The organism is Shinella sp. WSJ-2 (assembly GCF_003432075.1).
Lineage (GTDB): Bacteria > Pseudomonadota > Alphaproteobacteria > Rhizobiales > Rhizobiaceae > Shinella.
In genome coordinates this window covers 76745-100612 of record NZ_QWBU01000003.1, presented here as the reverse complement: position 1 = coordinate 100612, position 23868 = coordinate 76745, and the positions used below count along the sequence as shown (strand labels likewise).

Annotated in this window: 26 protein-coding genes; 11 read left to right on the top strand and 15 right to left on the bottom strand. The window is 63.1% G+C overall.

Annotated features, from left to right (window positions below):
* Positions 1 to 89: 89 nt before the first annotated feature.
* From D0Y60_RS08120 to D0Y60_RS08100, 5 genes are all read left to right on the top strand, one after another.
* Positions 90 to 1247 carry a PA0069 family radical SAM protein gene (locus tag D0Y60_RS08120; protein WP_117368659.1) on the top strand — a complete coding sequence of 386 codons (1158 nt, stop codon included), beginning with the start codon at positions 90 to 92 and terminating at the stop codon, positions 1245 to 1247.
* A 209-nt stretch (positions 1248 to 1456) separates the two neighbouring features.
* Positions 1457 to 2107 carry a ribonuclease HII gene (locus tag D0Y60_RS08115; RefSeq protein ID WP_117368657.1) on the top strand — a complete coding sequence of 217 codons (651 nt, stop codon included), beginning with the start codon at positions 1457 to 1459 and terminating at the stop codon, positions 2105 to 2107.
* 74 nt (positions 2108 to 2181) lie between these two features.
* Positions 2182 to 2496 carry a metalloregulator ArsR/SmtB family transcription factor gene (locus tag D0Y60_RS08110; protein WP_117368655.1) on the top strand — a complete coding sequence of 105 codons (315 nt, stop codon included), beginning with the start codon at positions 2182 to 2184 and terminating at the stop codon, positions 2494 to 2496.
* Complete coding sequence (locus tag D0Y60_RS08105) at positions 2493 to 2846, top strand: SRPBCC domain-containing protein (RefSeq protein WP_117368653.1); 354 nt, start codon at positions 2493 to 2495, stop codon at positions 2844 to 2846. Before D0Y60_RS08110 ends, D0Y60_RS08105 begins: the two co-directional genes overlap by 4 nt.
* A gap of 41 nt (positions 2847 to 2887) precedes the next feature.
* Positions 2888 to 3511: an ATP-dependent Clp protease proteolytic subunit gene (locus D0Y60_RS08100; RefSeq protein ID WP_117368651.1), complete on the top strand. Its 624-nt coding sequence runs from the start codon at positions 2888 to 2890 to the stop codon at positions 3509 to 3511.
* A 72-nt stretch (positions 3512 to 3583) separates the two neighbouring features.
* Here the strand turns inward: D0Y60_RS08100 and D0Y60_RS08095 are convergent, their stop codons facing one another.
* From D0Y60_RS08095 to D0Y60_RS08040, 12 genes are all read right to left on the bottom strand, one after another.
* Positions 3584 to 4069, bottom strand: coding sequence for a F0F1 ATP synthase subunit B (locus D0Y60_RS08095; RefSeq protein ID WP_117368649.1), 486 nt, complete (start codon positions 4067 to 4069; stop codon positions 3584 to 3586).
* An 11-nt stretch (positions 4070 to 4080) separates the two neighbouring features.
* Positions 4081 to 4734, bottom strand: a complete 654-nt coding sequence (locus D0Y60_RS08090; RefSeq protein ID WP_117368647.1) for a F0F1 ATP synthase subunit B — start codon at positions 4732 to 4734, stop codon at positions 4081 to 4083.
* Between the two features lie 88 nt (positions 4735 to 4822).
* Positions 4823 to 5050: a F0F1 ATP synthase subunit C gene (locus D0Y60_RS08085; protein ID WP_117368645.1), complete on the bottom strand. Its 228-nt coding sequence runs from the start codon at positions 5048 to 5050 to the stop codon at positions 4823 to 4825.
* Positions 5051 to 5116: 66 nt separating this feature from the next.
* The gene (locus tag D0Y60_RS08080) at positions 5117 to 5869 is read right to left on the bottom strand and encodes a F0F1 ATP synthase subunit A (protein ID WP_117368643.1); all 753 of its coding nucleotides are present in this window, start codon (positions 5867 to 5869) and stop codon (positions 5117 to 5119) included.
* 60 nt (positions 5870 to 5929) lie between these two features.
* Complete coding sequence (locus D0Y60_RS08075; protein WP_117369653.1) at positions 5930 to 6325, bottom strand: AtpZ/AtpI family protein; 396 nt, start codon at positions 6323 to 6325, stop codon at positions 5930 to 5932.
* 268 nt (positions 6326 to 6593) lie between these two features.
* On the bottom strand, positions 6594 to 7733 hold the full coding sequence (locus D0Y60_RS08070) for a cell wall hydrolase (RefSeq protein ID WP_245409146.1): 1140 nt from the start codon (positions 7731 to 7733) through the stop codon (positions 6594 to 6596).
* 325 nt (positions 7734 to 8058) lie between these two features.
* Positions 8059 to 9960 (bottom strand): potassium transporter Kup, encoded by a 1902-nt coding sequence (locus D0Y60_RS08065; RefSeq protein ID WP_117368641.1) that lies wholly within the window; start codon positions 9958 to 9960, stop codon positions 8059 to 8061.
* Between the two features lie 14 nt (positions 9961 to 9974).
* The gene (locus tag D0Y60_RS08060; RefSeq protein ID WP_245409121.1) at positions 9975 to 10958 is read right to left on the bottom strand and encodes a magnesium transporter CorA family protein; all 984 of its coding nucleotides are present in this window, start codon (positions 10956 to 10958) and stop codon (positions 9975 to 9977) included.
* A 153-nt stretch (positions 10959 to 11111) separates the two neighbouring features.
* Entirely contained in the window at positions 11112 to 12311 is a 1200-nt protein-coding gene (apbC, locus tag D0Y60_RS08055) for an iron-sulfur cluster carrier protein ApbC (protein ID WP_117368637.1), read from the bottom strand.
* Between the two features lie 120 nt (positions 12312 to 12431).
* Positions 12432 to 13175, bottom strand: coding sequence for a LuxR family transcriptional regulator (locus D0Y60_RS08050; RefSeq protein WP_245409120.1), 744 nt, complete (start codon positions 13173 to 13175; stop codon positions 12432 to 12434).
* A gap of 84 nt (positions 13176 to 13259) precedes the next feature.
* Complete coding sequence (locus D0Y60_RS08045; RefSeq protein ID WP_117368635.1) at positions 13260 to 13997, bottom strand: LuxR family transcriptional regulator; 738 nt, start codon at positions 13995 to 13997, stop codon at positions 13260 to 13262.
* A 263-nt stretch (positions 13998 to 14260) separates the two neighbouring features.
* Entirely contained in the window at positions 14261 to 15049 is a 789-nt protein-coding gene (locus D0Y60_RS08040; RefSeq protein WP_199564125.1) for an IclR family transcriptional regulator, read from the bottom strand.
* Between the two features lie 86 nt (positions 15050 to 15135).
* On the opposite strand from D0Y60_RS08040, the gene D0Y60_RS08035 reads away from it, so the two are divergent.
* The 5 genes from D0Y60_RS08035 (at position 15136) to D0Y60_RS08015 (ending at position 19309) form a co-directional block, all read left to right on the top strand.
* The gene (locus D0Y60_RS08035) at positions 15136 to 15909 is read left to right on the top strand and encodes an SDR family oxidoreductase (protein WP_281048132.1); all 774 of its coding nucleotides are present in this window, start codon (positions 15136 to 15138) and stop codon (positions 15907 to 15909) included.
* Complete coding sequence (locus D0Y60_RS08030; RefSeq protein ID WP_117368631.1) at positions 15909 to 16826, top strand: 2-dehydro-3-deoxygalactonokinase; 918 nt, start codon at positions 15909 to 15911, stop codon at positions 16824 to 16826. Before D0Y60_RS08035 ends, D0Y60_RS08030 begins: the two co-directional genes overlap by 1 nt.
* 23 nt (positions 16827 to 16849) lie before the next feature.
* The gene (locus D0Y60_RS08025) at positions 16850 to 17488 is read left to right on the top strand and encodes a 2-dehydro-3-deoxy-6-phosphogalactonate aldolase (protein WP_117368629.1); all 639 of its coding nucleotides are present in this window, start codon (positions 16850 to 16852) and stop codon (positions 17486 to 17488) included.
* A complete protein-coding gene (locus D0Y60_RS08020) occupies positions 17485 to 18369 on the top strand; it encodes an SMP-30/gluconolactonase/LRE family protein (protein WP_117368627.1) in 885 nt (294 codons plus the stop codon). The genes D0Y60_RS08025 and D0Y60_RS08020 overlap by 4 nt, the downstream gene beginning before the upstream one ends.
* Before the next feature lie 220 nt (positions 18370 to 18589).
* Positions 18590 to 19309 (top strand): PRC-barrel domain-containing protein, encoded by a 720-nt coding sequence (locus tag D0Y60_RS08015; RefSeq protein ID WP_117368625.1) that lies wholly within the window; start codon positions 18590 to 18592, stop codon positions 19307 to 19309.
* A gap of 62 nt (positions 19310 to 19371) precedes the next feature.
* Here the strand turns inward: D0Y60_RS08015 and D0Y60_RS08010 are convergent, their stop codons facing one another.
* A complete protein-coding gene (locus D0Y60_RS08010; protein ID WP_117368623.1) occupies positions 19372 to 20925 on the bottom strand; it encodes a trimethylamine methyltransferase family protein in 1554 nt (517 codons plus the stop codon).
* 76 nt (positions 20926 to 21001) lie between these two features.
* Here D0Y60_RS08010 and D0Y60_RS08005 point away from each other — a divergent pair, with 76 nt between their 5' ends.
* On the top strand, positions 21002 to 21928 hold the full coding sequence (locus D0Y60_RS08005; protein WP_117368621.1) for a LysR substrate-binding domain-containing protein: 927 nt from the start codon (positions 21002 to 21004) through the stop codon (positions 21926 to 21928).
* 3 nt (positions 21929 to 21931) lie between these two features.
* Here the strand turns inward: D0Y60_RS08005 and D0Y60_RS08000 are convergent, their stop codons facing one another.
* Both D0Y60_RS08000 and D0Y60_RS07995 read right to left on the bottom strand, forming a co-directional pair.
* Complete coding sequence (locus D0Y60_RS08000) at positions 21932 to 22267, bottom strand: PilZ domain-containing protein (RefSeq protein ID WP_117368619.1); 336 nt, start codon at positions 22265 to 22267, stop codon at positions 21932 to 21934.
* A gap of 109 nt (positions 22268 to 22376) precedes the next feature.
* Positions 22377 to 23735 (bottom strand): EAL domain-containing protein, encoded by a 1359-nt coding sequence (locus D0Y60_RS07995; RefSeq protein WP_117368617.1) that lies wholly within the window; start codon positions 23733 to 23735, stop codon positions 22377 to 22379.
* Positions 23736 to 23868 lie beyond the last annotated feature (133 nt).

Genomic DNA, 23868 nt, shown 5'->3' with positions numbered 1-23868 from the left:
CGAAACGGAATTTTGTTCTTGCATTGTTCTCATTCCAGCGATAGGAATATAGTCATTGAACCGGAGCCGAACGCTCCCCGGAGACAGCCATGAACGATCTTGTGAGCCTCAGGCAGGGCGCGCTGGCGCCCGGCCACACGAAAGACGTTGCCGAAGCGCTGCTGGCTGAAACGGGCATGCGCATCGACGGGGAGCGCCGCCGCGGCCGCGGCGCCGGGTTGAATTTCACCGGGCGCTTCGAGCCGGTGACGCGGGAAAGTTTTGACGACGGCTGGCAGACGCTCGAGGAGCTGCCGCCCTTCCGCACGGATGTGCAGGTGGAGAAGCCGCGCACGATCATCACACGCAACGAATCGCCCGACATTCCCTTTGACCGGTCGATCAACCCCTATCGCGGCTGCGAGCATGGCTGCATCTATTGCTTCGCTCGGCCGACGCATGCCTTCATGGGCCTTTCGGCCGGCCTCGATTTCGAGGCGAAGCTGTTTGCCAAGCCCGATGCGCCGAAGCTTTTGGAGCGGGAGCTTTCGAAACCCGGCTACAAGCCGCGCGTTATCGCCATCGGCACCAATACGGATCCCTACCAGCCGATCGAGAAGGAATGGCGGATCATGCGCCAGATCCTCGAAGTGCTCGACAAGGCGAACCACCCGGTCTCCATCGTCACCAAGTCGGCGCTGGTTATGCGCGACATCGACATCCTCTCGCGCATGGCCGCCCGGGGCCTTGCCTGGGTCGGCCTGTCCGTCACGACGCTCGATCGCAAACTGGCCCGCACCATGGAGCCGCGCGCGGCGACCCCGTCGCGCCGGCTGGAGGCGATTCGTGCGCTTTCGGAGGCCGGTATTCCGACCGCCGTCATGATGGCGCCCATTATTCCCGGCCTCAACGACCACGAGATCGAGCGGGTGCTCGATTCGGGCAAGGCGGCCGGAGCGCTGGAGGCAAGCTATGTTCTGTTGCGCCTGCCGCTGGAGGTGAGCCCGCTCTTCCGCGAATGGCTTCTGCGCAACTATCCCGACCGCTACCGTCACGTCATGTCGCTGGTGCGCTCGATGCGCGACGGCAAGGATTACGATGCCGAATTCGGCAAACGCATGAAGGGCGCCGGTCCCTATGCCTGGCAGATCGCCCGGCGCTTCGAGATGGCATCCAAGCGGCTGGGGCTGACCCGCACCCGGCGCAGCCTCGCCAGCGACCAGTTCATCCCGCCATCGGGCAGTGGCGTGCAATTGTCCCTGCTGTGACGATGTTCGCGCGACGCAGGGCGCTGTCTCCAAGTCACAGGACGAGCATTGTGATCTTGAACTGAATATGTGGAATCCGCGCCGCGCTGGTGCGAATCTCGCAAAATCTCTTCCGGCGGCGTCATCCCCTGGACGCGCCGGGTGTTCCTCCGACCGCCGCCCCTGTCGGAGGACTTGCAGGGAATCGGACGGATGTGCAAGGTCCCCGCATGGCCAAGAGCACATCCTCCGATTCCCGCCTTCTTTTCGCGCTGCCCGAAGGGCCGGATTTTACGATGGAGATTGCGGCCCGCAAGCGCGGCCTCTGGCCCGTCGCCGGCACGGATGAGGCCGGGCGCGGGCCGCTCGCCGGCCCCGTCGTGGCCGCCGCCGTGATCCTCGATCCGGATAACATTCCGGAGGGGCTGAACGATTCCAAGCAGCTGACGGCGGCAAGGCGCGAGGCGCTCTTCACGCAAATCCTGCAATCGGCCTTCGTATCCGTCGCCTCCAGCGGGTCGCGCCGCATCGACGACACGGATATCCGCAAGGCCAGCCTCGATGCCATGCGCCGCGCCGTGGCCGGGCTGGAGATCGCGCCGAAGCTTGTGCTGACAGACGGCCGCGACGTGCCGCCGGGCCTCGCCTGCGAGGGCCGCGCCGTCGTCAAGGGTGATGCGTTGTCCGTCTCCATCGCCGCCGCCTCGATCGTCGCCAAGGTCACGCGCGACCGCATGATGGCGCGGGCGGAAACCACATTCCCCGGCTATAGCTTCGCCGTCCATGCCGGCTATGCAACCCAGGTGCATCGTACCGCCATCCAGACCCTCGGCCCTTGCCGCCTTCACCGCATGAGTTTTCGCCCCCTGCGGCAAGACTGACCGAACACAGCGATATCGTTCGCCGCCTCTCTATCGCCATTGCAAATAAGATAAGTCCATGCTTATCTGACTGCATGATCGAAAATGAGATTTTCAAGGCTCTGGCCGACCCGACCCGCCGTGCGATTTTCGAGAAGCTGGCGGACGGCGCCATGAATGCCAGTGCACTGCGCGAGGGCATGCAGATCAGCCAGCCGGCGATGTCCCAGCATCTGGCGGTGCTGCGCGGCGCTGGCCTGGTGTGCGAGGAACGGCAAGGGCGTTTCGTGAACTACCAGGTCGACCCGGAAGGCCTTGCGCGCATTGCCCGGTGGCTCGCGCGCTATCGCGCCTATTGGCCGGCGCGCATCGATGCCCTGAAGGCTTTGCTGAAGGAGATGGACCAATGAGTGACACAACATCGGACCGGCCGGCGAAGGACCTCGTCCTAGAATACGATCTCGATGCGCCGCCCGAAAAGGTCTGGCGGGCCATCGGCATTGCAGAGTTCCGCAAACGCTGGCTGCCGGACAGCGAGCTCGTCGACACCGCGCCGGTCTCCACCGTACCGGGAGAAGAGGTCCGCTACAGGCTGCAGGATGACGAACCACCCCATCTCGAAAGCCTCGTGACGTTTCACCTCAGCCCCAACGAACGGGGTGGAACCACGCTCCGCATCGTTCACGACCTCACTGATGCAAGGCTCACGCAGCCGCAAGCCACGAACGACAACGGGCTCACGCTGATGCGCGCCGCCTGACATAACCTTCCCACACCAACCAACATGACAGGAGTTCGCCGATGCGCGAAGCGATGCAACTCGTCCCTATGGTGGTCGAGCAATCAGCGAGGGGCGAACGCTCCTTCGATATCTATTCCCGGCTTCTGCGGGAAAGGATCATCTTCCTCAATGGCGAGGTGAACGACGCCATGTCAGCGCTCGTCTGCGCACAACTGCTGTTCCTCGAAGCCGAAAGCCCGACGAAACCCATCCAGCTTTACGTCAACTCGCCGGGCGGCGTCGTCACCAGCGGCTTTGCGATGTACGATACCATGCGCTACATCCGCGCGCCCGTCCACACGCTCTGCATGGGCACGGCGCGTTCGATGGGCTCCTTCCTGCTGATGGCCGGCGAACCGGGCAGGCGGGCCGCCTTGCCCAATGCCAGCATCCTCATTCACCAGCCGCTCGGCGGCTTCCAGGGGCAGGCCTCCGACATGCTCATTCATGCCGAGGAGATCCGCAAGACGAAACACCGCATGACCCGGCTCTACGCCGATCATTGCGGGCGCAGCTTCGAGGAATTCGAGCGTGCGATGGATCGCGATCGTTTCATGACGGCCGAGGAAGCGCTGGAATGGGGCCTGATCGACCGTATCCTCACCGAGCGCGAGATCGCCGAAACGCCCCGGCCGGAGGCCTAATCCGCCTTGCGCACAACGAAAAGGCCGGGGCCACATGGCACCCGGCCTTTTCAATCTTTCCAGGAAAACCGCTTAGTTGAGGCGGGTCTTCACTTCGCTGATGGCGTTGTCGAAGAGTGCCTTGCCGGTGGCGGCGTCGGACTTCGAGGCGATCACCTTTTCAGCGGCGGCGACAGCGAGGTCGACGGCGGCGGCGCGCACCGCGTTGATCGCGTCGGCTTCCGCCTGCTTGATCTTTTGCTCGGAGAGCGCCGTGCGGCGGGTGACGTATTCTTCGGTCTTCTGCTTGGCGTCGGCGGTAAGCGCGCTTGCTTCGCGTTCAGCAGCAGCAACGATGCTGGCGGCTTCCGCTTCGGCATCCTTGCGCTTGCGCTGGTATTCGGCGAGCAGGTGCTGAGCTTCTTCGCGAAGACGCTTGGCTTCCGCCAGCTCGTTCTGGATCTTCTCGGCGCGGGCGTCGAGACCCTTGGCCATCATGCCGGGAACCTTGAGGTAGGCAATGAGGGCGAGGAACAGCAGCAGGCCGACAAAGGCGTAGAATGTTGCGTCGAAATGCATCGAAACCTCCCTTACTTGCCTGCGACCGACTTCACGGCGGAAGCGATCTCGGCTTTGGTGGCCTTGGAGCCGATGAGCTGCTCGACGAGAGCGGTCGTCGTTTCCTCGGCGATCGTGCCGACATCGGCAAGCGCCTTGGCCTTGATTTCGGCGATGCGGGTTTCGGCACCGGCGATCTTGTCCTGCAGCGAGGCTTCGATCTTGGCGCGTTCAGCGTCGGCCTTGGCCTTGGCTTCTTCGCGGGCGGCCGAAGCGATCCCGTTGCCCTTGGCACGGGCGGACGCAAGGTCCTGCTCGTAGGCGGCGATCGCGGCGTCGGCTTCCGCCTTCAGGCGGGATGCTTCGTCGAGGTCCTGCGCGATGCGGTCATGGCGCGTCTCGAGGATGCCGCCGATGCGCGGAATGACGACCTTCGACATGAGAAGGTAGAAAAGACCGAAGGTGATCGCAAGCCACAGAAGCTGCGATGCGAACGTGGTCTGGTCGAAAGGCGGGAACACGCCGGAACCGGCTTCCTCACCATGGGCAACACCCGTTTCGGTGTGCACTTCGCCTGCCGGCTGAGCCGCATGCGTATCCGCAGGGGTCTCATGCGTATCCGCAGGAGTTTCCGCCTGGGCGATTTCGAAGGGGGTGGACTCGGCCGATGCCAAGGTCACAGACATGCTGACCTCCAGGGGGCACTCTCAGATATGTACGAAACGTACGATGGACCACGGCCCGCAAGGGCCATGGTCCAGTCCTCAGCCGATCTTAGACGGCGAAGAGGAGAAGGAGAGCGATGAGCAGCGAGAAGATGCCCAGAGCTTCCGTAACGGCGAAGCCGAATACGAGACGGCCGAACTGGCTGTCAGCAGCAGACGGATTGCGAAGAGCGCCGGCCAGGTAGTTGCCGAAGATGTTGCCGAGGCCGAGAGCCGTACCGGCGAGACCGAACGTGGCAAGACCTGCGCCGATGTACTTTGCTGCTTCCGCTTCCATGTTGAACTCCTTGAATGGGTTGTTGCGGCTTATGAGCGACGCCCGAGAGCGCCGGCGACTTTTTCCTTAGTGACCACCCGGATGCACGGCATCGTTCAGGTACATGCATGTCAGAACTGCGAAGACGTAAGCCTGCAGGAACGACACGAGGAATTCGAGACCGGTCAGAGCGACGGTCATGAAAAGGGGCAGGATCGCACCGGCCACACCGACGGCGCCGAGAGCGCTGAGCGAGGTGACGAAGCCGGCGAAGACCTTGAGCGTGATATGACCCGCCAGCATGTTGGCGAAGAGACGGATCGAGAGGCTGATCGGACGCGAGAGGAACGAGATGACCTCAATCGAGACGACCAGCGGCAGCAGCGCGCCGGGAACGCCCGACGGCACGAAGAGCTTGAGGAAGCCGAAACCGTGCTTGTAGAAACCGTAGACCACGACCGTGCCGATGACGAGCAGCGCAAGCGCGAAGGTCACGATGATCTGGCTGGTGACGGTGAAGAAGTACGGCATCATGCCGAGCAGGTTCGCGGTGAGCACGAACATGAAGAGCGAGAAGACGAACGGGAAGAACTTCATCCCGTGGCTTCCCGCCCCTTCCCGGAGCATGGAGGCGATGAATTCATAGGACATTTCCGAGACCGACTGCATGCGGCTCGGAACCAGGCCGCGCTGGCCGGTCGTGAAATAGAGGAAGCCCGTAGCGACCGCGACGGTGGCGACCATGAAGAGCGATGCATTGGTGAACGAGAAATCGATACCGCCGATTTCGATCGGAACAATCTTGTTGACCAGGAACTGGTGGGTCGGATCGTTGGACACCGTTTATCTCTCTCGCTTGCCCGCCTTGCGACGGAAGTCACCCTATGTGGAATTCCGCCGTCAGGCGTCATCCCTCGTTTCGGTCTCGTCGCGTCCGCTCGCCGGCTTGTGGAGCTCCCGCCCCGCCAACCTGTCGACGGGATGGGGCGATGCCACCATGCCTGCCGCGCGCATGACGTTCAGAACGCCGGCACTGAAGCCGAGGAGAAGAAGAACGATCATCCCCCACGGCCCTGTACCCGCAAAATGGTCCAAAAGATAGCCTAGAAGCGCCCCGACGATGACGGCTGCGACAAACTCGCTCGAGAGCTTCATGGCGACTGCGTAACCCGATCGGCTCGCGGCTGCCCTTGCCTCGGCGGCTTCCTCCGCCCCGTCCGTCTTGCGCTTGTCCGCGAGTTCCGCGTCCAGGCGCTTCAGCCGGTCTTCCAGACTTCCCTTTTGATCGTCGGCCATGGCGCTTCCCATTTCTCTCTCCGCGGTGCTTTCGCCCCATTGCGGACATATTGAAGGCTAGGATTCAAGCCATACCGACCCCTTTCGAAGTCGGCCGCAACATAGTTTTAGGTGCCCGTATAGTCAAGGCATGGCGAAGCTTTGTGCAATGCCAAATATATCTTTGTAAATCAATAATTTGCGAGGAATCGCGCGTGACCCGCGACTTCTCGTCCCGGGAATCGTCCGCGCGATGGCACGGACTCACCACGCCGTGAAAGCGGAAGCCTCAGCTCCAGCCACCGCCATAGGTGCGGTAGAAGATGTGTTTGCCGATCTTGGCAACGCGCTTCATCGTGCGGCCCCAGTGCGGGTTCACATAAGTCGCGTGGTAATGGGTAGACGAGCCGACTTCGTCGATCCAGATCTTGCCGGCCGTCACGGCCATGGCAATCTCCTTGGCGGTCTTCCAGTGCCATGGCGAGAGGATCAGGTCGGGAATGCGGTCGCAGGCGAAGGAGAACTGGCAGCGGTTACGCCAATTTTCGTTCTGGTAGACCACGCCGCAGATGGTTTTCGGGTAGGACGGGTTGCGCACGCGGTTGAGAATGACCTGCGCGACGGCGGCCTGGCCCTTCAGCTCCTCACCGCGCGCTTCGAAATAGATGCCTTCCGCGAGGCACTTCTGCTCCTTGGCAGAGAACACTTCCGCCGGTAGAACGCTCGCCGCCCAGCCGTGGTCATCCGGCGCGATATCGGGAATGAAGCGGCCGAGTTCCTTCTTCGGCTTCAGGATCGAATCGAAGGGTGATTCCCGGGCATAATCGGGCTCGACGCGGGCATAGGCCGTCGCCAGGACATCGGCCTTGTCGCTGGTCACGAGCTCGGCAATGGCCGAGGAGACGCCGATATCCTTGCGGACGGGCGTCTTCTTGTAGAAGGCCGTAGCGATCTGAATTTCCTTGCCCTCGATCTCCGCCTTGGCGAAGGCCATGCGCTGCCCGGTGTCGAAGACCGGCGAAAGCAGCGAGCTCGTGCGCTCAAGGATCGATCCCGCCGTAAAATCCTTCGGCGGCAGGACGGGCATGACGGCGACGATTCGGCCCTTCTTGTCGCGGCGGTTGACGCGGTCCTCGTCGGGAATTTCGCCCTGGCCCTTGTGTTCGCTCCGCAGCGCCGCCTGCATGCCGTCGGGAAGCTGCACCCCTGCCCCGTTCTCGACGCCGCCCGTGATCATCGCATCGGCGAATTCGATTTCGATTTCGTGGACGGAGCCGGCGGGCGAGCGGGTGAGCACCATGGTCTGGTTGCCGCCCTTGCGGTTGAGGCCGGCGAGATAGGTGGCAAGGTCCGTATGGGCGGCCTGCGTGGGCAGGACGGCGGCGATGCCGAGGCCGAGCGCCAGGGGGATTTTCCATTCCCGCTTCAGATACGCGAAGAAGCGGCCTGCACCTGCATGTCGAATGCTACGCTTACGCAACTGACTACTCCGCACCCTGATGCGCGTGCAGGCGCTGCCGCCGACTGCAATCGGCGTCCTGTTCCTGCCCGGAATGTTCGTAGGGAGCCTATCCGCGCCGAAGCACGGGCCTCTTAACGGCTCGTTCTCAGGGTAAAATGAAGCATTAACCTTGATGGTTGGTTAATGCTGATAAACCGCTTTGGGGGAGGCGGTCACCTCCCCTTCACATTTACGTCAATGCACGGGCGCAATTCCGGACGCAAAACCGCTCACGCACTTTTGCTGGAATAGCTCAGATGACAACATGCGAACCGAGCTCGACCACGCGGTTGGTCGGCAGGCGGAAATAGTCGGAGGGGTCGGTGGCGAGGTTGGCGAGGCCGATGAACAGCCTGTCCTGCCACATCGGCATGCCGGACTGGGCATCCGGCACGAGCTTGCGTCGGCCGAGATAGAACGAGGTCGACATGATGTCGAACTTGTGTCCCGCCTTGCGCATCAGGCCGAGCGCGTTGGAGACGTTCTGCGTCTCCATGAAGCCGAAATGCATTTCGATGCGCGAGAACCGTTCGGAGATTTTCTCGACCTTGAAGCGTTCGGCACGCGCGACGCGCGGCGTATTGGCCGTCTTGACCGTCAGAATGAAGTTCTGCTCGTGCAGCACGTGATTGTGCTTGATGTTGTGCAGAAGGGCGGCGGGCGCGAAATCCGGATCGCTCGTCAGGAAGATCGCCGTGCCGGTGACTTGCACGGGCGCATGGGCGCTCTGCTTTTCCACCGACTTGATGAAGGCCGGCAGCGGCACTTCGATGCGCCGCGTCTTGTCACGCAGGATGCGCGTGCCGCGCGTCCAGGTCCACATCAGAATGACGACAGCGCCGGCGATCATGACCGGCACATAGCCGCCGTCATGCACCTTGAGCAGGTTTGCGCCGAGGAAGGTGAGTTCGAGTAGGAAAAGCGGCGTCAGGACCGCGACGGCGGCGAGCGGTTTCCAGCGCCAGCGCTTGCGCAGGAATTCGAAGGCCAGCACCGTCGTCACCACCATCGCGCCGGTCACCGAGATGCCATAGGCCGTCGCCAGCGATTCGGACGAGCCGAAGATGAAGACGAGCAGCATCACGCCGAACAGCAGCACGGTGTTGACACCCGGCAGATAGATCTGGCCGGTCTGGGTTTCCGAGGTGTGATAGATTTCCATGCGCGGCAGGAAGCCGAGATGGATGGCCTGGCGCGTCAGCGAGAAGGCGCCGGTGATGACCGCCTGACTGGCGATGACGGTCGCGAAGGTCGCAAGAATGACGACCGGCAGCAGCGCCCATTTCGGGAACATCAGGAAGAACGGGTTGGCGATCGTCTCGGGATGGGCAAGCACTAGCGCGCCCTGGCCGAGATAGTTGAGCGTCAGCGCCGGAAACACCAGACAGAACCACGCCCACTGGATCGGCCGGCGGCCGAAATGGCCGAGGTCCGCATAGAGGGCTTCCGCCCCGGTAACCGTCAGGAAGACGGCACCGAGCACGACGAGGCCGACAAAGCCCTCGTTGAGCATGAACACCACGGCGTAATACGGATTGAAGGCCGCAAGAATGCCCAGATCGTCGCTGATGTGATTGAGGCCGGCGACGCCCATGACGATGAACCAGACGGCGGTGATCGGCCCGAAAAATTTCGAAACCGCAGCGGTTCCCCAGGACTGCACGGCAAACAGAGCGACGAGAATGACCACCGAGATAGGCACGACATAATCGCCGAGCGTCGGCGTCACCAGTTCCAGGCCCTCCACGGCCGAGAGAACCGAAAGTGCAGGCGTAATCATGGCATCGCCAATGAACAGTGCCGCACCGATGGCACCCAGGAAGAACAGGATATGGGCATGGTTGCCCGCCGTTTTCGAGAGCAGCGCCAGGAGCGAAAGCGTGCCGCCCTCGCCGTGATTGTCGGCGCGCAGCAGGAAGAGCACGTATTTGAGCGTGACGATGATGGTCAGCGTCCAGATCATCAGCGAGATGAGGCCGACGACCTCCACGCGCTGGATGCCGTCATGGGCGACCGGGCGCAGCGCCTCGCGGAAGGCGTAGAGCGGGCTGGTGCCGATATCGCCATAGACGACGCCGATCGAGCCGAGGGAGAGCAGAAAAAGCGTGCGCGCCCGGCTTTGGGTGTGCGGTGCGCTACCGGCATGTGGTTGCATGGGGCGATCAGGCTCTAGAGCCAGCCTTTCCAGCGAAAGAAGTAAAACGGAAGGATTGCCGACAGCACCATTCCCGCAAGCGTCAGCGGGTAGGCATAGGCAATGTGCAATTCTGGCATGAACTCAAAATTCATGCCGTAGATGGAAGCGATCAGCGTCGGCGGCAGAAGCACCACCGAAGCGATCGAGAAGATCTTGATAATGGCGTTCTGTTCGAGGCTGATGAGGCCGAGCGAAGCATCCAGCAGGAAAGTGATGTTGCCGGCGACGAAATTGGCGTGCTCCAGCAGCGACTGCACGTCGCGCTGCACGGTGCGGCAGAGTTCAAGGCTCGCCCGGTCGGATTGCAGCGCCGGCAGCGCATGCAGGAAGGTCAGCATGCGCGAGAGCGACACGAGGCTGTCGCGCGCCTTGGCCAGCAGCCGGTGAAGGGCGGAGACCTGCACGACGCGGTCTTCGAGATAGCGCGGCGGGCGGCGCGACAGATGCCGGTTCTCGCCGAACACCTCCAGCGACAGCTTGTCGGCGCGCGACACGGCGATCTCCAGGATTTCGGCGGTGCGGTCGGCGATGGTTTCGAGCAACCGCGTGATCATGACGGTCGACGTGGAACAGCCGCCCGCAATGCGGGGCATCGCGCTCTTGAACAGCACGAAGGAGCGCGGCTCGGCGTAACGCACCGTCAAGAGCTTGCCGCCCGTCAGGATGAAGCCGACGTCGGTCAGATGGGGCAGATCGCCCTCGGCCTTCACGATCAGCGAGGCGGTCATATAGGTGTTGGCGCCGTCGGTGTAGAGGCGGCTCGACGGCTCGATGTCCTTGAGTTCGTCGCGGGTCGGCACTTCGAGGCCGAGCACGCGCTCGATCAGCAGTTCCTCCTCGCGCGTCGGCGCGTTGAGATCGACCCATACGGCGCCGGCGAGAGCGTCGGCGGCGGCAGAATCGGTCTCTGTGGGCAAGGCGCGCGCCTCGCCGTTGGGACGGAAAACCGTGATCACCGGCGAATGGCTCCGGAACGGACCATCGCTCACACTCCCTCGCGCATTCCGCGCGTGATTGGACGCCACCATCAGCGGTCGGCCGCGCATATTGCGCGGCGCAACATAAAAATCAAGTTACCAGCCGGAACGTCCCGGCACCGAAAGGCTCGGCTATTCGAAGACGATGGCGGGTGCGCCGCGCGCGCCCTTGCCCCGAACGGTTTCCAGCTCCTGCCAGACGCGGGTGGCGATCGCGCGATAGGTCTTGGCCGCCGCCCCTTCCGGATTGGAGACGACGACGGGGGTGCCGGCGTCCGAGGTCTCGCGGATGTCCATGGTCAGCGGCACCTCGCCGAGGAAGGGCACACCGATGCGTTCGGCCTCCTTGCGCGCGCCGCCATGGCCGAAAATGTCATAGCGATTGCCGGTATCGGGCGCGATGAAATAGCTCATGTTCTCGACGATGCCGAGCACGGGCACCTCGACCTTGTTGAACATGTTGAGACCCTTGCGGGCATCGATGAGGGCGAGGTCCTGCGGGGTGGAGACGATGACGGCGCCGGCAAGCGGCACCTGCTGGGCCATGGTCAGCTGGGCATCGCCCGTGCCGGGCGGCATGTCGACGACGAGCACGTCGAGATCACCCCAGGCGACCTCGCGCAGCATCTGCATCAGCGCCGACTGGATCATCGGCCCGCGCCAGATCATCGCCACCTCCTCGTCGACGAGGAAGCCCATCGACATGACCTTGATGCCATAGTTCTCCATCGGCTTGATCATGCGGCCTTCGATCTGCTGCGGCCGGCCGGAAATCTTCAGGAGGCGCGGCATGGAGGGGCCGTAGATATCGGCGTCGAGAATGCCGACACGCAGGCCGTTCGCCTTCAGCGCCAGCGCGAGATTGACCGAGGTCGTCGATTTGCCGACACCGCCCTTGCCCGAGGCGACCGCGATGATGGCGCCAACGCCGGGAATGCCCGATTTGGCCCGCTGCTGCGGCTGGCCGGGCGCCGCATGGGCGTGGCCTGCGTGACTGTGGCCGGCATGGCTGTGATCGCTAGCACCGCGGCCCGGCGGGGGAGGAGCCGGCGCGCGCGCGGCGGCGGGGCCGGTTGCGGCGCGCTTGTCGGCCGTCAGCGCCACCATGGCCGCCTTGATGCCGGGGATTTCCTTGACGACACGCTCTGCGGCGGCGCGCATGGGGTCGAGCTCGCGGGCGCGTTCGGCCGGCACGGTGATCGAGAAATAGGCCTTGCCGTCGGAAATGAAGACGTCGGAAACCATGCCGAGATCGACGATGTTGCCGTCCATGTCAGGACCGCGCACCGTGCGCAGCCGTTCCAGCACCTGTTCCTTGCTTACGTCCGTCATGAAACCCTCATCAAACTGCCGCGGGATCGGCCCGCCGCCTTCGTAGATAGTGCACGAAAAGGCAGCCGCCAAACGAATTTACCGGCGATAACAGCGGCATCCGTGCCTGAAGGCAAGAACCTAGGCGATCAGCCCGCGGCGGATCGCCTTCACGACGGCCTGGGTTCGGTTGACCGCCTCCAGCTTGCGGGTGACCTGGTTGAGGTAGTGATTGACCGTGTGCTCGGACAGCCCGAGGATTTCGGCGATTTCCAGACTGGTCTTGCCCGCCGCCGTCCAGCTCAGGCACTGGATCTCCCGTTCGGTGAGCACCACCTGCCCCGACTTCCAGGCCGCGCCGATCTCGGCCAGCCGGTTGAAGAGGTGAACGGAGATCATCTGCAGCATCAGCCGGTCATCGCGGCTGAGCGACGCATTGTCGCCGCCCCAGACGATCGCGCCGCGATTGCCGAGCGCATCGTGCACCGGAAAGAAGTGGCCCACGAGCATGCCGTGACTGGTCATGACGTCGAGCAGTTCGGTGAAATCCGTCTGTTCGGAGGATTCGCCGATCCATTCGCGCATGTCGTAAGTGAAGGGCACTGTCGTCAGCCGCAGTTTGCGGATGCCGGCGCTGTGACGCACCATGCGCAACGCATCGTATTTGCCGATGATTTCCTGCGGCCAGTTGCTGACGATGGAATAGGCCGAGAGCTTTTCCGCCTCGAAGCCGGGCAGCGTGAAGACAATAAAATATTTCAGACCGTATTGTTCGCATTTGCGCCGCATGTAGCGCACGATGTCGAACTGGGTCTCAAGAGCCGCGATCTCGCTGCCGTCGTCCTGGAGCTGGTTTTCACCGCCGCTCGTTTCATCCGTTGTCATTGTTCCCCGCATTTCTTTTGTCGCCTTGGGCATTTGGAGCGGGACCGTGCGCATTCCAGATTATCTCAAGGTGTTTTTTATGCATTAGTTCAAAAGACCGGCGCGGATCGCCTTGGCGACCGCCTGTACCCGATTGACCGCGTCTAGCTTGCGGGTCGCCCGGTTCAGATAATGATTGACCGTATATTCCGAGAGGCCGAGGATTTCCGACATTTCGACGCTTGTCTTGCCGGCCGATGCCCATGACAGGCATTCGACCTCGCGTCGCGACAGGGTCACGTTCTGCCCCGCTGCGGCTTTCAAATCGACGACTTCGGTGAAGATGAGATTGGCCATGGCGTTCAGTTCGGCCATTTCCCGCGGATTGAGTGCCTCACGCGTGCCGCCGAAGGCAAGCGCGCCGCGCAGACCGGCGGAATTGTGCGCCGGGAAATAGGCGCCGCGCGTCATGCCGTGTCTCTCGAAGAGCGAGGCCGCAATCGCCGCCTTGCCATCGGTACGGCGGCGGTTGGTGCCGTCGGCATCATAGGTGAAGGGATTGGTGCTCTGGCGCAGGCGCTCGATAACGGGGCTTCCGAAGATCAGGCCGGCATGGTCGTAGGTCTTCAGCATCTCGTCCGGCCAGGACGTCATCAGTACGTTCGATGAGAAATCCGTCGAGGTTTCCGAGGGAACGTTGATCAGCAGATAGCCGCGCAAGCCAAAACGTTTGGCGAGCCCCTCAAGCTTTTCAGCGACATCGTCCTGCGAACCCATGGCCAACGGGGCACGGCCCCAGCGCGTCTGGGATTGCGCAGATATCGTATGGAATCGATCCGCCATGTCCAATCTTCCTTCAGCAACGCACGCAACAGCGCGGCAGACCCTGCCGACACAATGCACTGCTTGCTTCAGGAACCCCCGTATCCCAATGCAAGTATGTTCGATGACCCGCGCTCAAGTTCGCGGCAAGCGACGCAACTTCGAAGCTGGTCGTCACGGAAGCTAATGGCGGCCCCCATCCACGTCCAGCGCGATTTTCTAATTTACCGTAAAATGGGGGTGCAAGACAACCAGGTGGCCATTTACGGACAATTCATCACGACTTACCGTTGCGGACCAAGGCGTGCCGACAGTTCTCCCATGATTGCGCGGGCCGCCTCGCCGACCAGCGGCGCCCATTGCGAAAGCTGCGCATCGCTGACGCGGTAAGCTGGCCCGGTTACCGAAACGCCCGCCACGAGCGAGCGGCTTTCATCGTAAATCGGCGCAGCGACGCAGCGAATGCCCGGCTCGTGTTCTTCCCGGTCGAAGGCGATGCCGCTCTGCCTGATAAGATCAAGTTCGGCGATAAACGACGACCGGTCGGTGATCGTGTGCGGGGTAAACCGGCGGAATTCCATGCCCGCCAGAGCTGCCTCCAGCGCCTCGGCGTCGAGCGTGGACAGCGCCGCCTTGCCGACGCCGGTGCAAAAGGCGGGCGAGGCATTGCCGATCTGCGAATTCATGCGCACCGCCTGCCGGCTCTCCACCTTGTCCAGATAGATGATCTCCCGGCCGCGCAACACGCCGAAATGTACGGTCTCGCCGGTCTGGCGGTGCAGTGCTTCCAGAAAGGGCGCGGCGACGGCGCGGATTTCGTTGCGCGCCCAGCTTGCCGAGGCGAGTTTGAGCAGCCGCAGGCCCGGCACATAGGCGTGGTCGGGCCGAAGCTCCAGAAGCCCTTCCTGCACGAGATGGGAAAGCTGGCGGTGCAGCGTGCCGCGCGGCTGGTCACTGACGGCGAGCACATCGGTAAAACGCAGCGGGCGGTCCGAAAGCGCCACTGTTTCGAGAACAGCCATCGCTTTGCCGAGCGTGCCCGTACCGCCCTCGCCACCCCGCTCCATTTCCATCGTGAGTACCTCGCATGCCTTGACTTGCGCCCAAGCTAGCGAAATAATTCCGAATAATCAAACTGAGTTCCACATATTGGAATATTTTGGAGAAACCCATGGCCGGCCGTTATCCTGATCTTGTCGGACAGGGCGTGCTTATCACCGGCGGCGGCTCGGGCATCGGGGCCGCCCTGGTAGCCGGCTTTGCTGCGCAGGGCGCCCGCGTCGCCTTCCTCGACATTGCCGAGACGGACAGCCGGGCGCTCGTCTCAAACCTCGACGGCAAAGTCGTGCACCGTCCCCATTATATAAGGGTGGATCTGCGCGATATCGCGGCGCTTCGCGCAGCCATTGCCGAGGCGGCCGATACGCTTGGCGGCCTGCGCGTCCTCGTCAACAACGCGGCGCGCGACGACCGGCATGACCTTGAGACTGTCGAACCGAAAGACTGGGACGAAAACCAGTCGGTGAACCTTCGCCACCACTTCTTCGCCGCCCAGGCCGTCGCGCCCCATATGCAAAAGGCAGGTGGTGGGGCGATCGTCAATTTCTCCTCCATCGCCTATCTGCTCAATATGGGCGAGCTTCCCGGCTATGCAGCGGCCAAGGCCGGCATTGTCGGCCTGACGAAATCACTTGCCGGCAGGCTCGGCCCGGACAATATCCGCGTCAACGCCATCCTGCCCGGCATGGTGCTGACGGAACGCCAGAAGCGCCTGTGGATCGATGAGGCCGACATTGCCGGCGGCATCGCGCGGCAATGCCTGAAGCGCTCGCTGATCGCCGACGATCTGGTCGGCCCCTGTCTTTTCCTGGCGTCGGATGCATCCGCCGCCATCACCGCACAAACATTGATTGTCGATGGAGGCATGCTCTGATGACTGAACCCGCTTACGTCGCGGTCGATTGGGGAACCTCCAGCTTCCGCCTCTGGCTGATCGGCAGGGATGGCGGCGTGCTCGCCGAACGCCGCAGCGGCGAAGGGATGACGACGGCCGCCCGCATCGGCTTTGCGGAGGTTCTGAACAGCCACCTTTCCGCCATCGCCGCGCCGGCGGGTCTGCCCGTCCTGATCTGCGGCATGGCCGGCGCCAAGCAGGGCTGGGTCGAGGCCGGTTATCTCGACACGCCCGCCGCTCTTCTCGATATTCCGACCGCCGCCGTGCGCATTCCCGGCGTAGAGGCTGATATCCGCATCCTGCCCGGCCTTGCCCAGCGCGATCCGGCTGCACCGGATGTGATCCGCGGCGAGGAAACTCAGCTGCTCGGCGCCGCCGCCGAACTCGGCAATGGCGATCACCTCGTCTGCATGCCCGGCACGCACAGCAAATGGGTGCGCCTCTCCGGCGGCCGGGTTGAGGGCTTCTCGACCTTCATGACGGGTGAGCTGTTTGACGCCATAGCGAAAAACACAATCCTCAGCCATTCGATTGCCGAGGCCGGCCCGGTCTCCGGCGGAAGCGATGCCTTCCGCGCCGCCGTCAGCCGCATGGTGAAGAGCCCTGCGCTCGCGACGAGCCAGCTGTTTTCCGTGCGGGCTGGCGCCCTGATCGCAGGCCTCAAACCTGACGATGCCAAGGCCCGCCTCTCCGGTACGCTGATCGGGCTGGAGATTGCCGGCGCGCTGTCGCTGGTCGCCGAGGGCACGCCCGTCGCACTCGTCGTTTCCGGCGGGCTCGGCACGCTCTATGGTGAAGCCCTTGCCGCCGCGGGCCTTAAGCCTGTCGTCATCGATGCCGATACCACCGTGCGCAACGGCCTTGCCGCGGGCGCCAAGGCGCTCTGGTCCCTCTAATTTCTCCCCACGAAAGCAGACAGATGAGCCGCATACCCTTTCCCCCGATGAAATATCCGCTGATCGCCATCCTGCGTGGCCTGAAGCCGAGCGAGACGCAAGCCGTCGTCGGCGCGCTGATCGAGACCGGCTTTACCGCGATCGAAATCCCGCTCAACTCGCCCGAGCCGTTCCAATCGATTGAGATCGCCGCGAAGATGGCACCGGAGGGCTGCCTGATCGGCGCCGGCACCGTGCTGACGGTGGAGGACGTGCTCAGGCTCGACGCCGTCGGCGGCAAGCTGATGGTGAGCCCGAATGTCGAGCCCGACGTCATCTCGACGGCCGCCGCCAAGGGCATGGTGACGATGCCGGGCGTCTTCACGCCGACCGAGGCGCTGGCCGCCGCGCGCGCCGGCGCGACCGGCCTGAAATTCTTCCCCGCCAGCGTGCTCGGCCCGTCCGGCATCCAGGCCATTCGCGCCGTGCTGCCGGCCGAGCTGGAAATCGCGGCCGTCGGTGGCGTGTCGGAAAAGAATTTTGCCGATTATGCCGCCATCGGCATCCGCAGCTTCGGCCTCGGCTCCAGTCTTTACAAGGTCGGCATGGGCGCCGACGAGGTGCGGGCGCGCGCCAAGATCACGATCGAAGCCTATGACGCCGTCTATGGAGCCAGCCGATGACCGACAGCCATTCCTTTACCGGCCGCATCCTCGACGCAGTCGATTGCCAGCTCGGCGAAGGTCCGACCTATGACCCGGCCACCGACACCGCGTTCTGGTTCGACATCAAGGGCCAGAAGCTGCACGAACTGCATCTCGCGACCCTGAAGAAGACCGTGCACGACCTGCCCTTCCTGGGCAGCGTGCTCGCCATCATCGATGCAGAGCGCCAGCTCATCGTTTCCGATCAGGGCCTGTTCATCCGAAGTGTTGCCGACGGTACGCTGGCACCTTTTGCAAAGCTGGAAGACAAGGCCGAGAACCGATCGAACGACGGCCGCGTGCATCCCTCCGGCGCACTCTGGGCCAGCACGATGGGCCGCACGGCGCAAAAGCATTCCGGCGCGATCTATCACGTGGCCGGCGCGACGGTGACGAAGCTGTTTGCCGATGTGACCATTCCCAACAGCATCTGCTTCTCGCCGGATGGCGCGACGGGCTATTTCGTCGATTCCGCCGTCAACAAAATCATGCGCGTGCCGCTCGATCCGAAAACCGGCCTTCCCGCCGGGGAACCAGAGGTCCTCTCCGATCAAACCGGCGAGCCGGGCGATGTGGACGGTTCGGTCTGCGATGCCGATGGCCTCATCTGGAACGCCCGCTGGGGCCAGGGTGCGGTCGATGTCTACAAGCCCGACGGCACGAAGGTCGCGCGCTACAGCGTGCCGGCCACGCAGTCCAGCTGCCCGGCCTTCATCGGCGCGAAAGCAGACCGCCTGCTGGTGACATCGGCCTGGGCGGACATGGATGAGGCCGCCCGGCTTGCCGATCCCCATGCCGGCAAGACCTTCGAACTCGGCATCGCCGTCAAGGGCCGCTTCGAGCCGAAATTCTTGATTTGAGGCAGCACTCGATCACGCGACGGCCAGCCCCGCGGCTCCGGATATGCCGATCCGGAGCCGTTTTTTATGCATAGCTTAAGTACCACCCGATCAAAAAGAAGGCAATTTTCATCGGAACCAAACCCGGAGGTCGTCGTTTTCTAGACATCGACGGGTGCGGACGGCCTTTCAAACACTGCCGCGCCTTGATGCCAACGAGAGACGAAAAGGCAGGTTCCAAATGACCAACAAGCTTCTTACTTCCGTTGCCGCCAGTGCCATTTTCCTCGGTGCGGCCATTGCTCCCGCGGCCTATGCGCAGGACACGACCAAGCCTGCGACAGACCAGACCCAGACCATGGAGCAGCAGCCGGGCATGACCGGTGATGCTACGACGGGCACGACCCCGGGCGATACCGCCGCCAACCCGTCCACCACGCCGACTGAAGACACGGCCCAGACGCCGGCCACCGGCACGGCGACCGAGGATACGGCTCAGACCCCGGCAACGGGTACAGCTACGGAAGACACCGCCCAGGCTCCGGCCGCCGGTGGCGACTATCTGACGGCACAGTCGGACGAGCAGATCAGCGCCAACACCTATATCGGTCAGGCGGTCTATAACAGCGCCGATGAGAGCATCGGCAAGATCTCCGACCTGATCATGGAAAAGAGCGGCGGTATCGACGCTGCCATCATTGGTGTCGGCGGCTTCCTGGGTATCGGTGAAAAGTGGGTTGCCGTTCCGTTCGAGAAGATCTCGATCACGCAGGTTCCGGATTCCGATGACGTCAAGCTGACGACCACGGAAACCGCCGAAAGCCTGCAGGCTGCGCCGGAATTCAAGACCAAGTCGCAGCAGGTCGCCGAACGCCAGGCCAATACCCCGGTCGACAACTCGACGACCGCGTCGACGACCGACAAGGGCACGGCTCCCGCCACGACCCAGCCGGCTGAATAAGCGTCAGTCTTCTGACCTCCAGCCCGGTGGCGCCCCCTGCGCCGCCGGGTTTTTTCATGCCGTCAATACCAGGCGTCGGCCATCGCGGCCTTCTTGCGCTCCATGTAGTCGCGCAGCGCCTCGTCGATTGCCACGTCGAGCGGCGGGGCCTCATATTCGGCGAGCATTTTCTTCCATTGCCGGTTGGCGCGCGTCGAGATGTCCGTCGAGCCGCCCTCTTCGCTCCACTTCTCGAAGGGCTCGTTGTCGGAAAGGGTCGAATCCCAGAAGGCCGTCTGGTAGTTGCGCATCGTGTGGTCGCAGCCAAGGAAATGGCTGCCGGGACCGACTTCAAGGAAGGCATCCATCGCCAGCGTGTTGTCATCGACCGTGACGCCGGCGAGATAGGAATGCAGCGCGCCGCAGAGATCGGCATCCATCACGAACTTCTCGTAGGACATGGCCAGCAGGCCATCGAGAAAGCCGGCGGAATGCAGGATGAAGTTCGCGCCGCAATGCACGGCCGACAGCATGGACATCAGCCCTTCCTGCATGGCCTGCCCATCAGGCAGCTTAGAATTGGAAAAATTGCCGGCGCAGCGCAGCGGCAGGTTCAGGCGGCGGGCCAACTGGCCGACGACCATGGACCCGATGGCCGGCTCCGGCGTGCCGAAGGTCGGCGAGCCCGAGCGCAGCGACATGGAGGAAAGGAAGTTGCCGAAAATGACCGGCGCGCCCTTGCGCTCCAGCTGGGTCAGCGCGCAGCCGGCCAGCGTCTCGGCGAAGGATTGGGCAATCGCACCGGCATTCGTCACCGGTCCCATCGCACCGCCGAGGATGAAGGGCACGATGACGGCGGCTTGGTTGGCGCGGGCATAGGCGCGCAGCGACTTCGTCATCGTGCCGTCCCAGACAAGCGGCGAGTTGACGTTGACATTGCCAAGGATGACGCAGTTCTTGTCGACGAAATCCGCGCCGAACAGGATGCGCGCCATGTCGATGGAATCCTCGGCGCGGTCTTCCGCCGTGATCGAGCCCATGAAGGCGCGGTCAGAATATTTCATATGGCTGTAAACCATATCGAGGTGGCGCTTGTTGACCGGGATATCCACCGGCTCGCAGATCGTGCCGCCGGAATGGTGCAGCCAGGGGCTCGACTGGGCGAGCTTGATGAAATTCCTGAAATCCTCCAGCGTGCCGTAGCGCCGGCCCTTGTCGAGGTCCATCACGAAGGGTGAGCCATAGGCCGGCGAGAAGACGACGTTTTTGCCGCCGATCTGCACATTGTTGGCGGGGTTGCGGGCGTATTGGGTGAATTCGGCCGGTGCGGAGGACACGATCTCCCGCAGCATGCCGGGCTCGAAGCGCACCAGCAATCCGTCCACCTTGGCGCCAGCACGTTTCCAATGCTCGATGACGGCCGGGTCATCACGGAATTCGATGCCGACTTCGGAAAGGATGCGGTCCGCTGCACGCTCGACCTTCTGGAGATTTTCCTCCGACAGCACGTCGTAGGTCGGGATGCCGCGCACGATATAGGGCACGCCCAGCGGCTTTGCGGCATTGTCGCGCCGCGTGCCCCTGCCCCGTCGTGCCGGCGCTTCGATCGTTGCTGCTACACCCATGATGACCTCCATAATTGGAAGTGAGGCTAAGCGTGAAAAAGAGCGCTGTAACGCTGGAAAAAATTGTTCGACACGATAAGCTTGATTTATGGAAACTTTGCGCCGCCTGCTCCCCTCCGCCTCCAGCCTCATTATCTTCGAGGCCGCCGGGCGGCACCAGAATTTCACGCGCGCCGCCCATGAGCTCGGCATGACGCAGGCGGCCGTCTCCTATGCGGTGCGCAATCTGGAGGAACAGCTGGGCGTGGCGCTCTTCCATCGCGTCCACCGCGCCGTGGAACTGACCGATGCCGGCGAGCGCTTCCATGCCGATGTGACGCTCGGCCTGTCGCGCATCCAGAAATCGGCGGAGGATATCAGGGCCAAGGGCCGCGAGGCCAATGTGACGCTCTCGGCCTCCACCGCCTTCGCCTCGATGTGGATGCTGCCGCGGCTTGCCAAGCTGCGCGCCGACCTGCCGGATATCGACCTCAGAATCCAGACCAGCGTGCGCGACCTCGATCTCGACGAAGAGACGATCCCGCTCGGCATCCGCGGCGGCGACCCGGCGAAATGGCCGCGCTACCACGCCGCGTTGCTAGCGCCGGAAGTGATAACGGCCGTCGCAAGCCCCGCCTTCGTGGAAAGCCGCGGGCATCCGAAGACGCCGGAGGAGCTGTTGAAACTGCCGCTGATCCATTTGGAAGAGCCGGTGCGTGCGGCCTGCAAGTGGCCGGAATGGTTCGCAAGTGCGGGCGTGCGTTATCCCGCGCAGGCGCGGCGGCTCGCCATCAACGATTATGTGCTGGTCATCCAGGCGGTGCTGGCGGGCGAAGGCGTGGCGCTCGGCTGGCGTCACCTCATCGAGGGTCAGGTGCGCTCCGGCGCCCTCGTTCCCGTCGGCGGCCATTCGCTGGAACTCACCGAGGGCTTTTACGTCGTCTGGCCGCGCTCACGCGAACTCAATGGCCCGGCGCGCCGCGTGCGCGACTGGCTGGTGGAGGAAGGACGGCTGAGCCGCGAGGCCACCTTGTAAGACCTAGCGGCGCAGGACCGGTTTCACCTCTTCGTGGAAGAAGCGGAAATAGGAGGTGATTTGCGCAAGCGCATTGGTCGACAGCTTGTACTGGATGCCGAGACGGCCGTTGGAGTACCAGCGCACGGTGCCGCTGAGACGGCCGAGTTCCTCGCTCTCGATCGTCACCATCTGGCCGGGCATGGCCTGGAGCGGCTTTTCCAGGTCGAAGGCCATGCCGGTCGGCGAGAGATCGACGACGCGCGCCCGCGAGGATTGGTGCATGACCTGGACATTGGCAAAAATGCGAACCCTGGAACGATCGTTTCCCCTGACGGGCATGTCCTTGATGGTCGCCATCCCTGTTAACCCCCAATTGTTCTTTCTGCTGGGAGCATAACCGGGAGTATTTTCGTTCCCGCTAAGCGGAAGCCGACAATTTTAAGGAAGTGACATATTTGGGGACGCCTCAGGCGGAAGCGGCACGGCCCTCGACCGTGACGTAGCGGTCGGCGAGGTAGCGCATGGTGGCGACGGCATCGGCCGGCTTGCCGTAGAAATAGCCCTGCCCCATGCCGCAGCCGAGCGCCTTGAGCTTCAGCGCCTCGGAGAAGTCCTCGATGCCCTCGGCGACGACCGCAAGGTCGAGACCCTCACACATGGCGACGATCGCCTTGATGATGTGTTCTGACGCCTTGTCGTTGGAGATGCGCGAGACGAAGGCGCGGTCGATCTTCACCTTGTCGAAGGTGAAATCGCGCAGCCGTCCGAGGCTCGACTGGCCCGTGCCGAAATCGTCGAGCGAGATGCGCACGCCGGCGGCACGCAGTTCACCGACGATCTTCTGGGCCGTATCCGCATCCGTCATGACGGCGGTTTCGGTGATCTCCAGCTCCAGCCGGCGCGGGTCGAGCCCGACGCGGTTGAGGATGGCGAGCGTGTTGAAAGCCGTCTTCGGATCCATCAGCTGCGCAGATGAGAGGTTGAAGGAAAGGAACAGCTCCTTCGGCCAGGACAGCGCCGCCTCGGCCGCCTTGCGCAGCAGCGTATCGGACAGCGCATCGATGAAGCCGCGCTCTTCGGCCAGCGGCACGAAAAGCGCCGGCGAGACATAACCGAGATCGGCATCGCACCAGCGGGCGAGCGCTTCGAAACCGACCACCGTATCGTCGCGCAGGCTGACGATCGGCTGGAAATGCACGTCCACCTCATTGGCGATGATGGCATTGCGCAGCGCCTGTTCGAGCTGCGTCGCGCGCTTCATCTCCTGGGCGATTTCCTGCGAATAGACGGTGATCTGGCCGCGGCCGCGCCGCTTGGAACGGTAAAGCGCTGTATCGGCGCTCTTCAGCAATTCCGTGAAATCCTCGCCCGCAAAGGGATAAATGGCAAAGCCGAAGGAGGCCGAAAGGCGCACGTTGCGATCGCCGAGATCGAAGGGGGCGGACAGCACCTCGCGCAGCATCTGGCCGATCTTCTCCGCACCCTTGCGCTCGAAGACCAGCGGCAGCACGAAGGCGAACTCGTCGCCGCCATGGCGCGTGACGGTGGCGCCATCTGGAATGCAGGCCTTGAGGCGATGGGCGACCTGACAAAGGATCTCGTCGCCGGCACGCGGGCCGAACAGATCGTTGATGGGCTTGAAACCGTCGAGATTGGCAATGCCGATGGCGAAGGGAGCCGGGTCCTCCTCACGCTCCTTGGCGATCTGGCGAACCTTGTCGCGCAAGCGGTAGAGATTGCCGAGCCCGGTCAGCGGGTCGGTATAGGCCATGGCATGGAGGTCAGTCTGGGAAACATCCAGGGCCGAATGATCAGCAGACTTCATCAATGATTTCCCGTACTTGCACTCAACCTCCGAAGACCGCTTCACGATGCGCCATGTCCGTTAACAAAAACATAGCAAACGATCGTCAGTCCTGCTCACCGGCCTCCCCAAATCTGGGGAGTTGACCCGATAT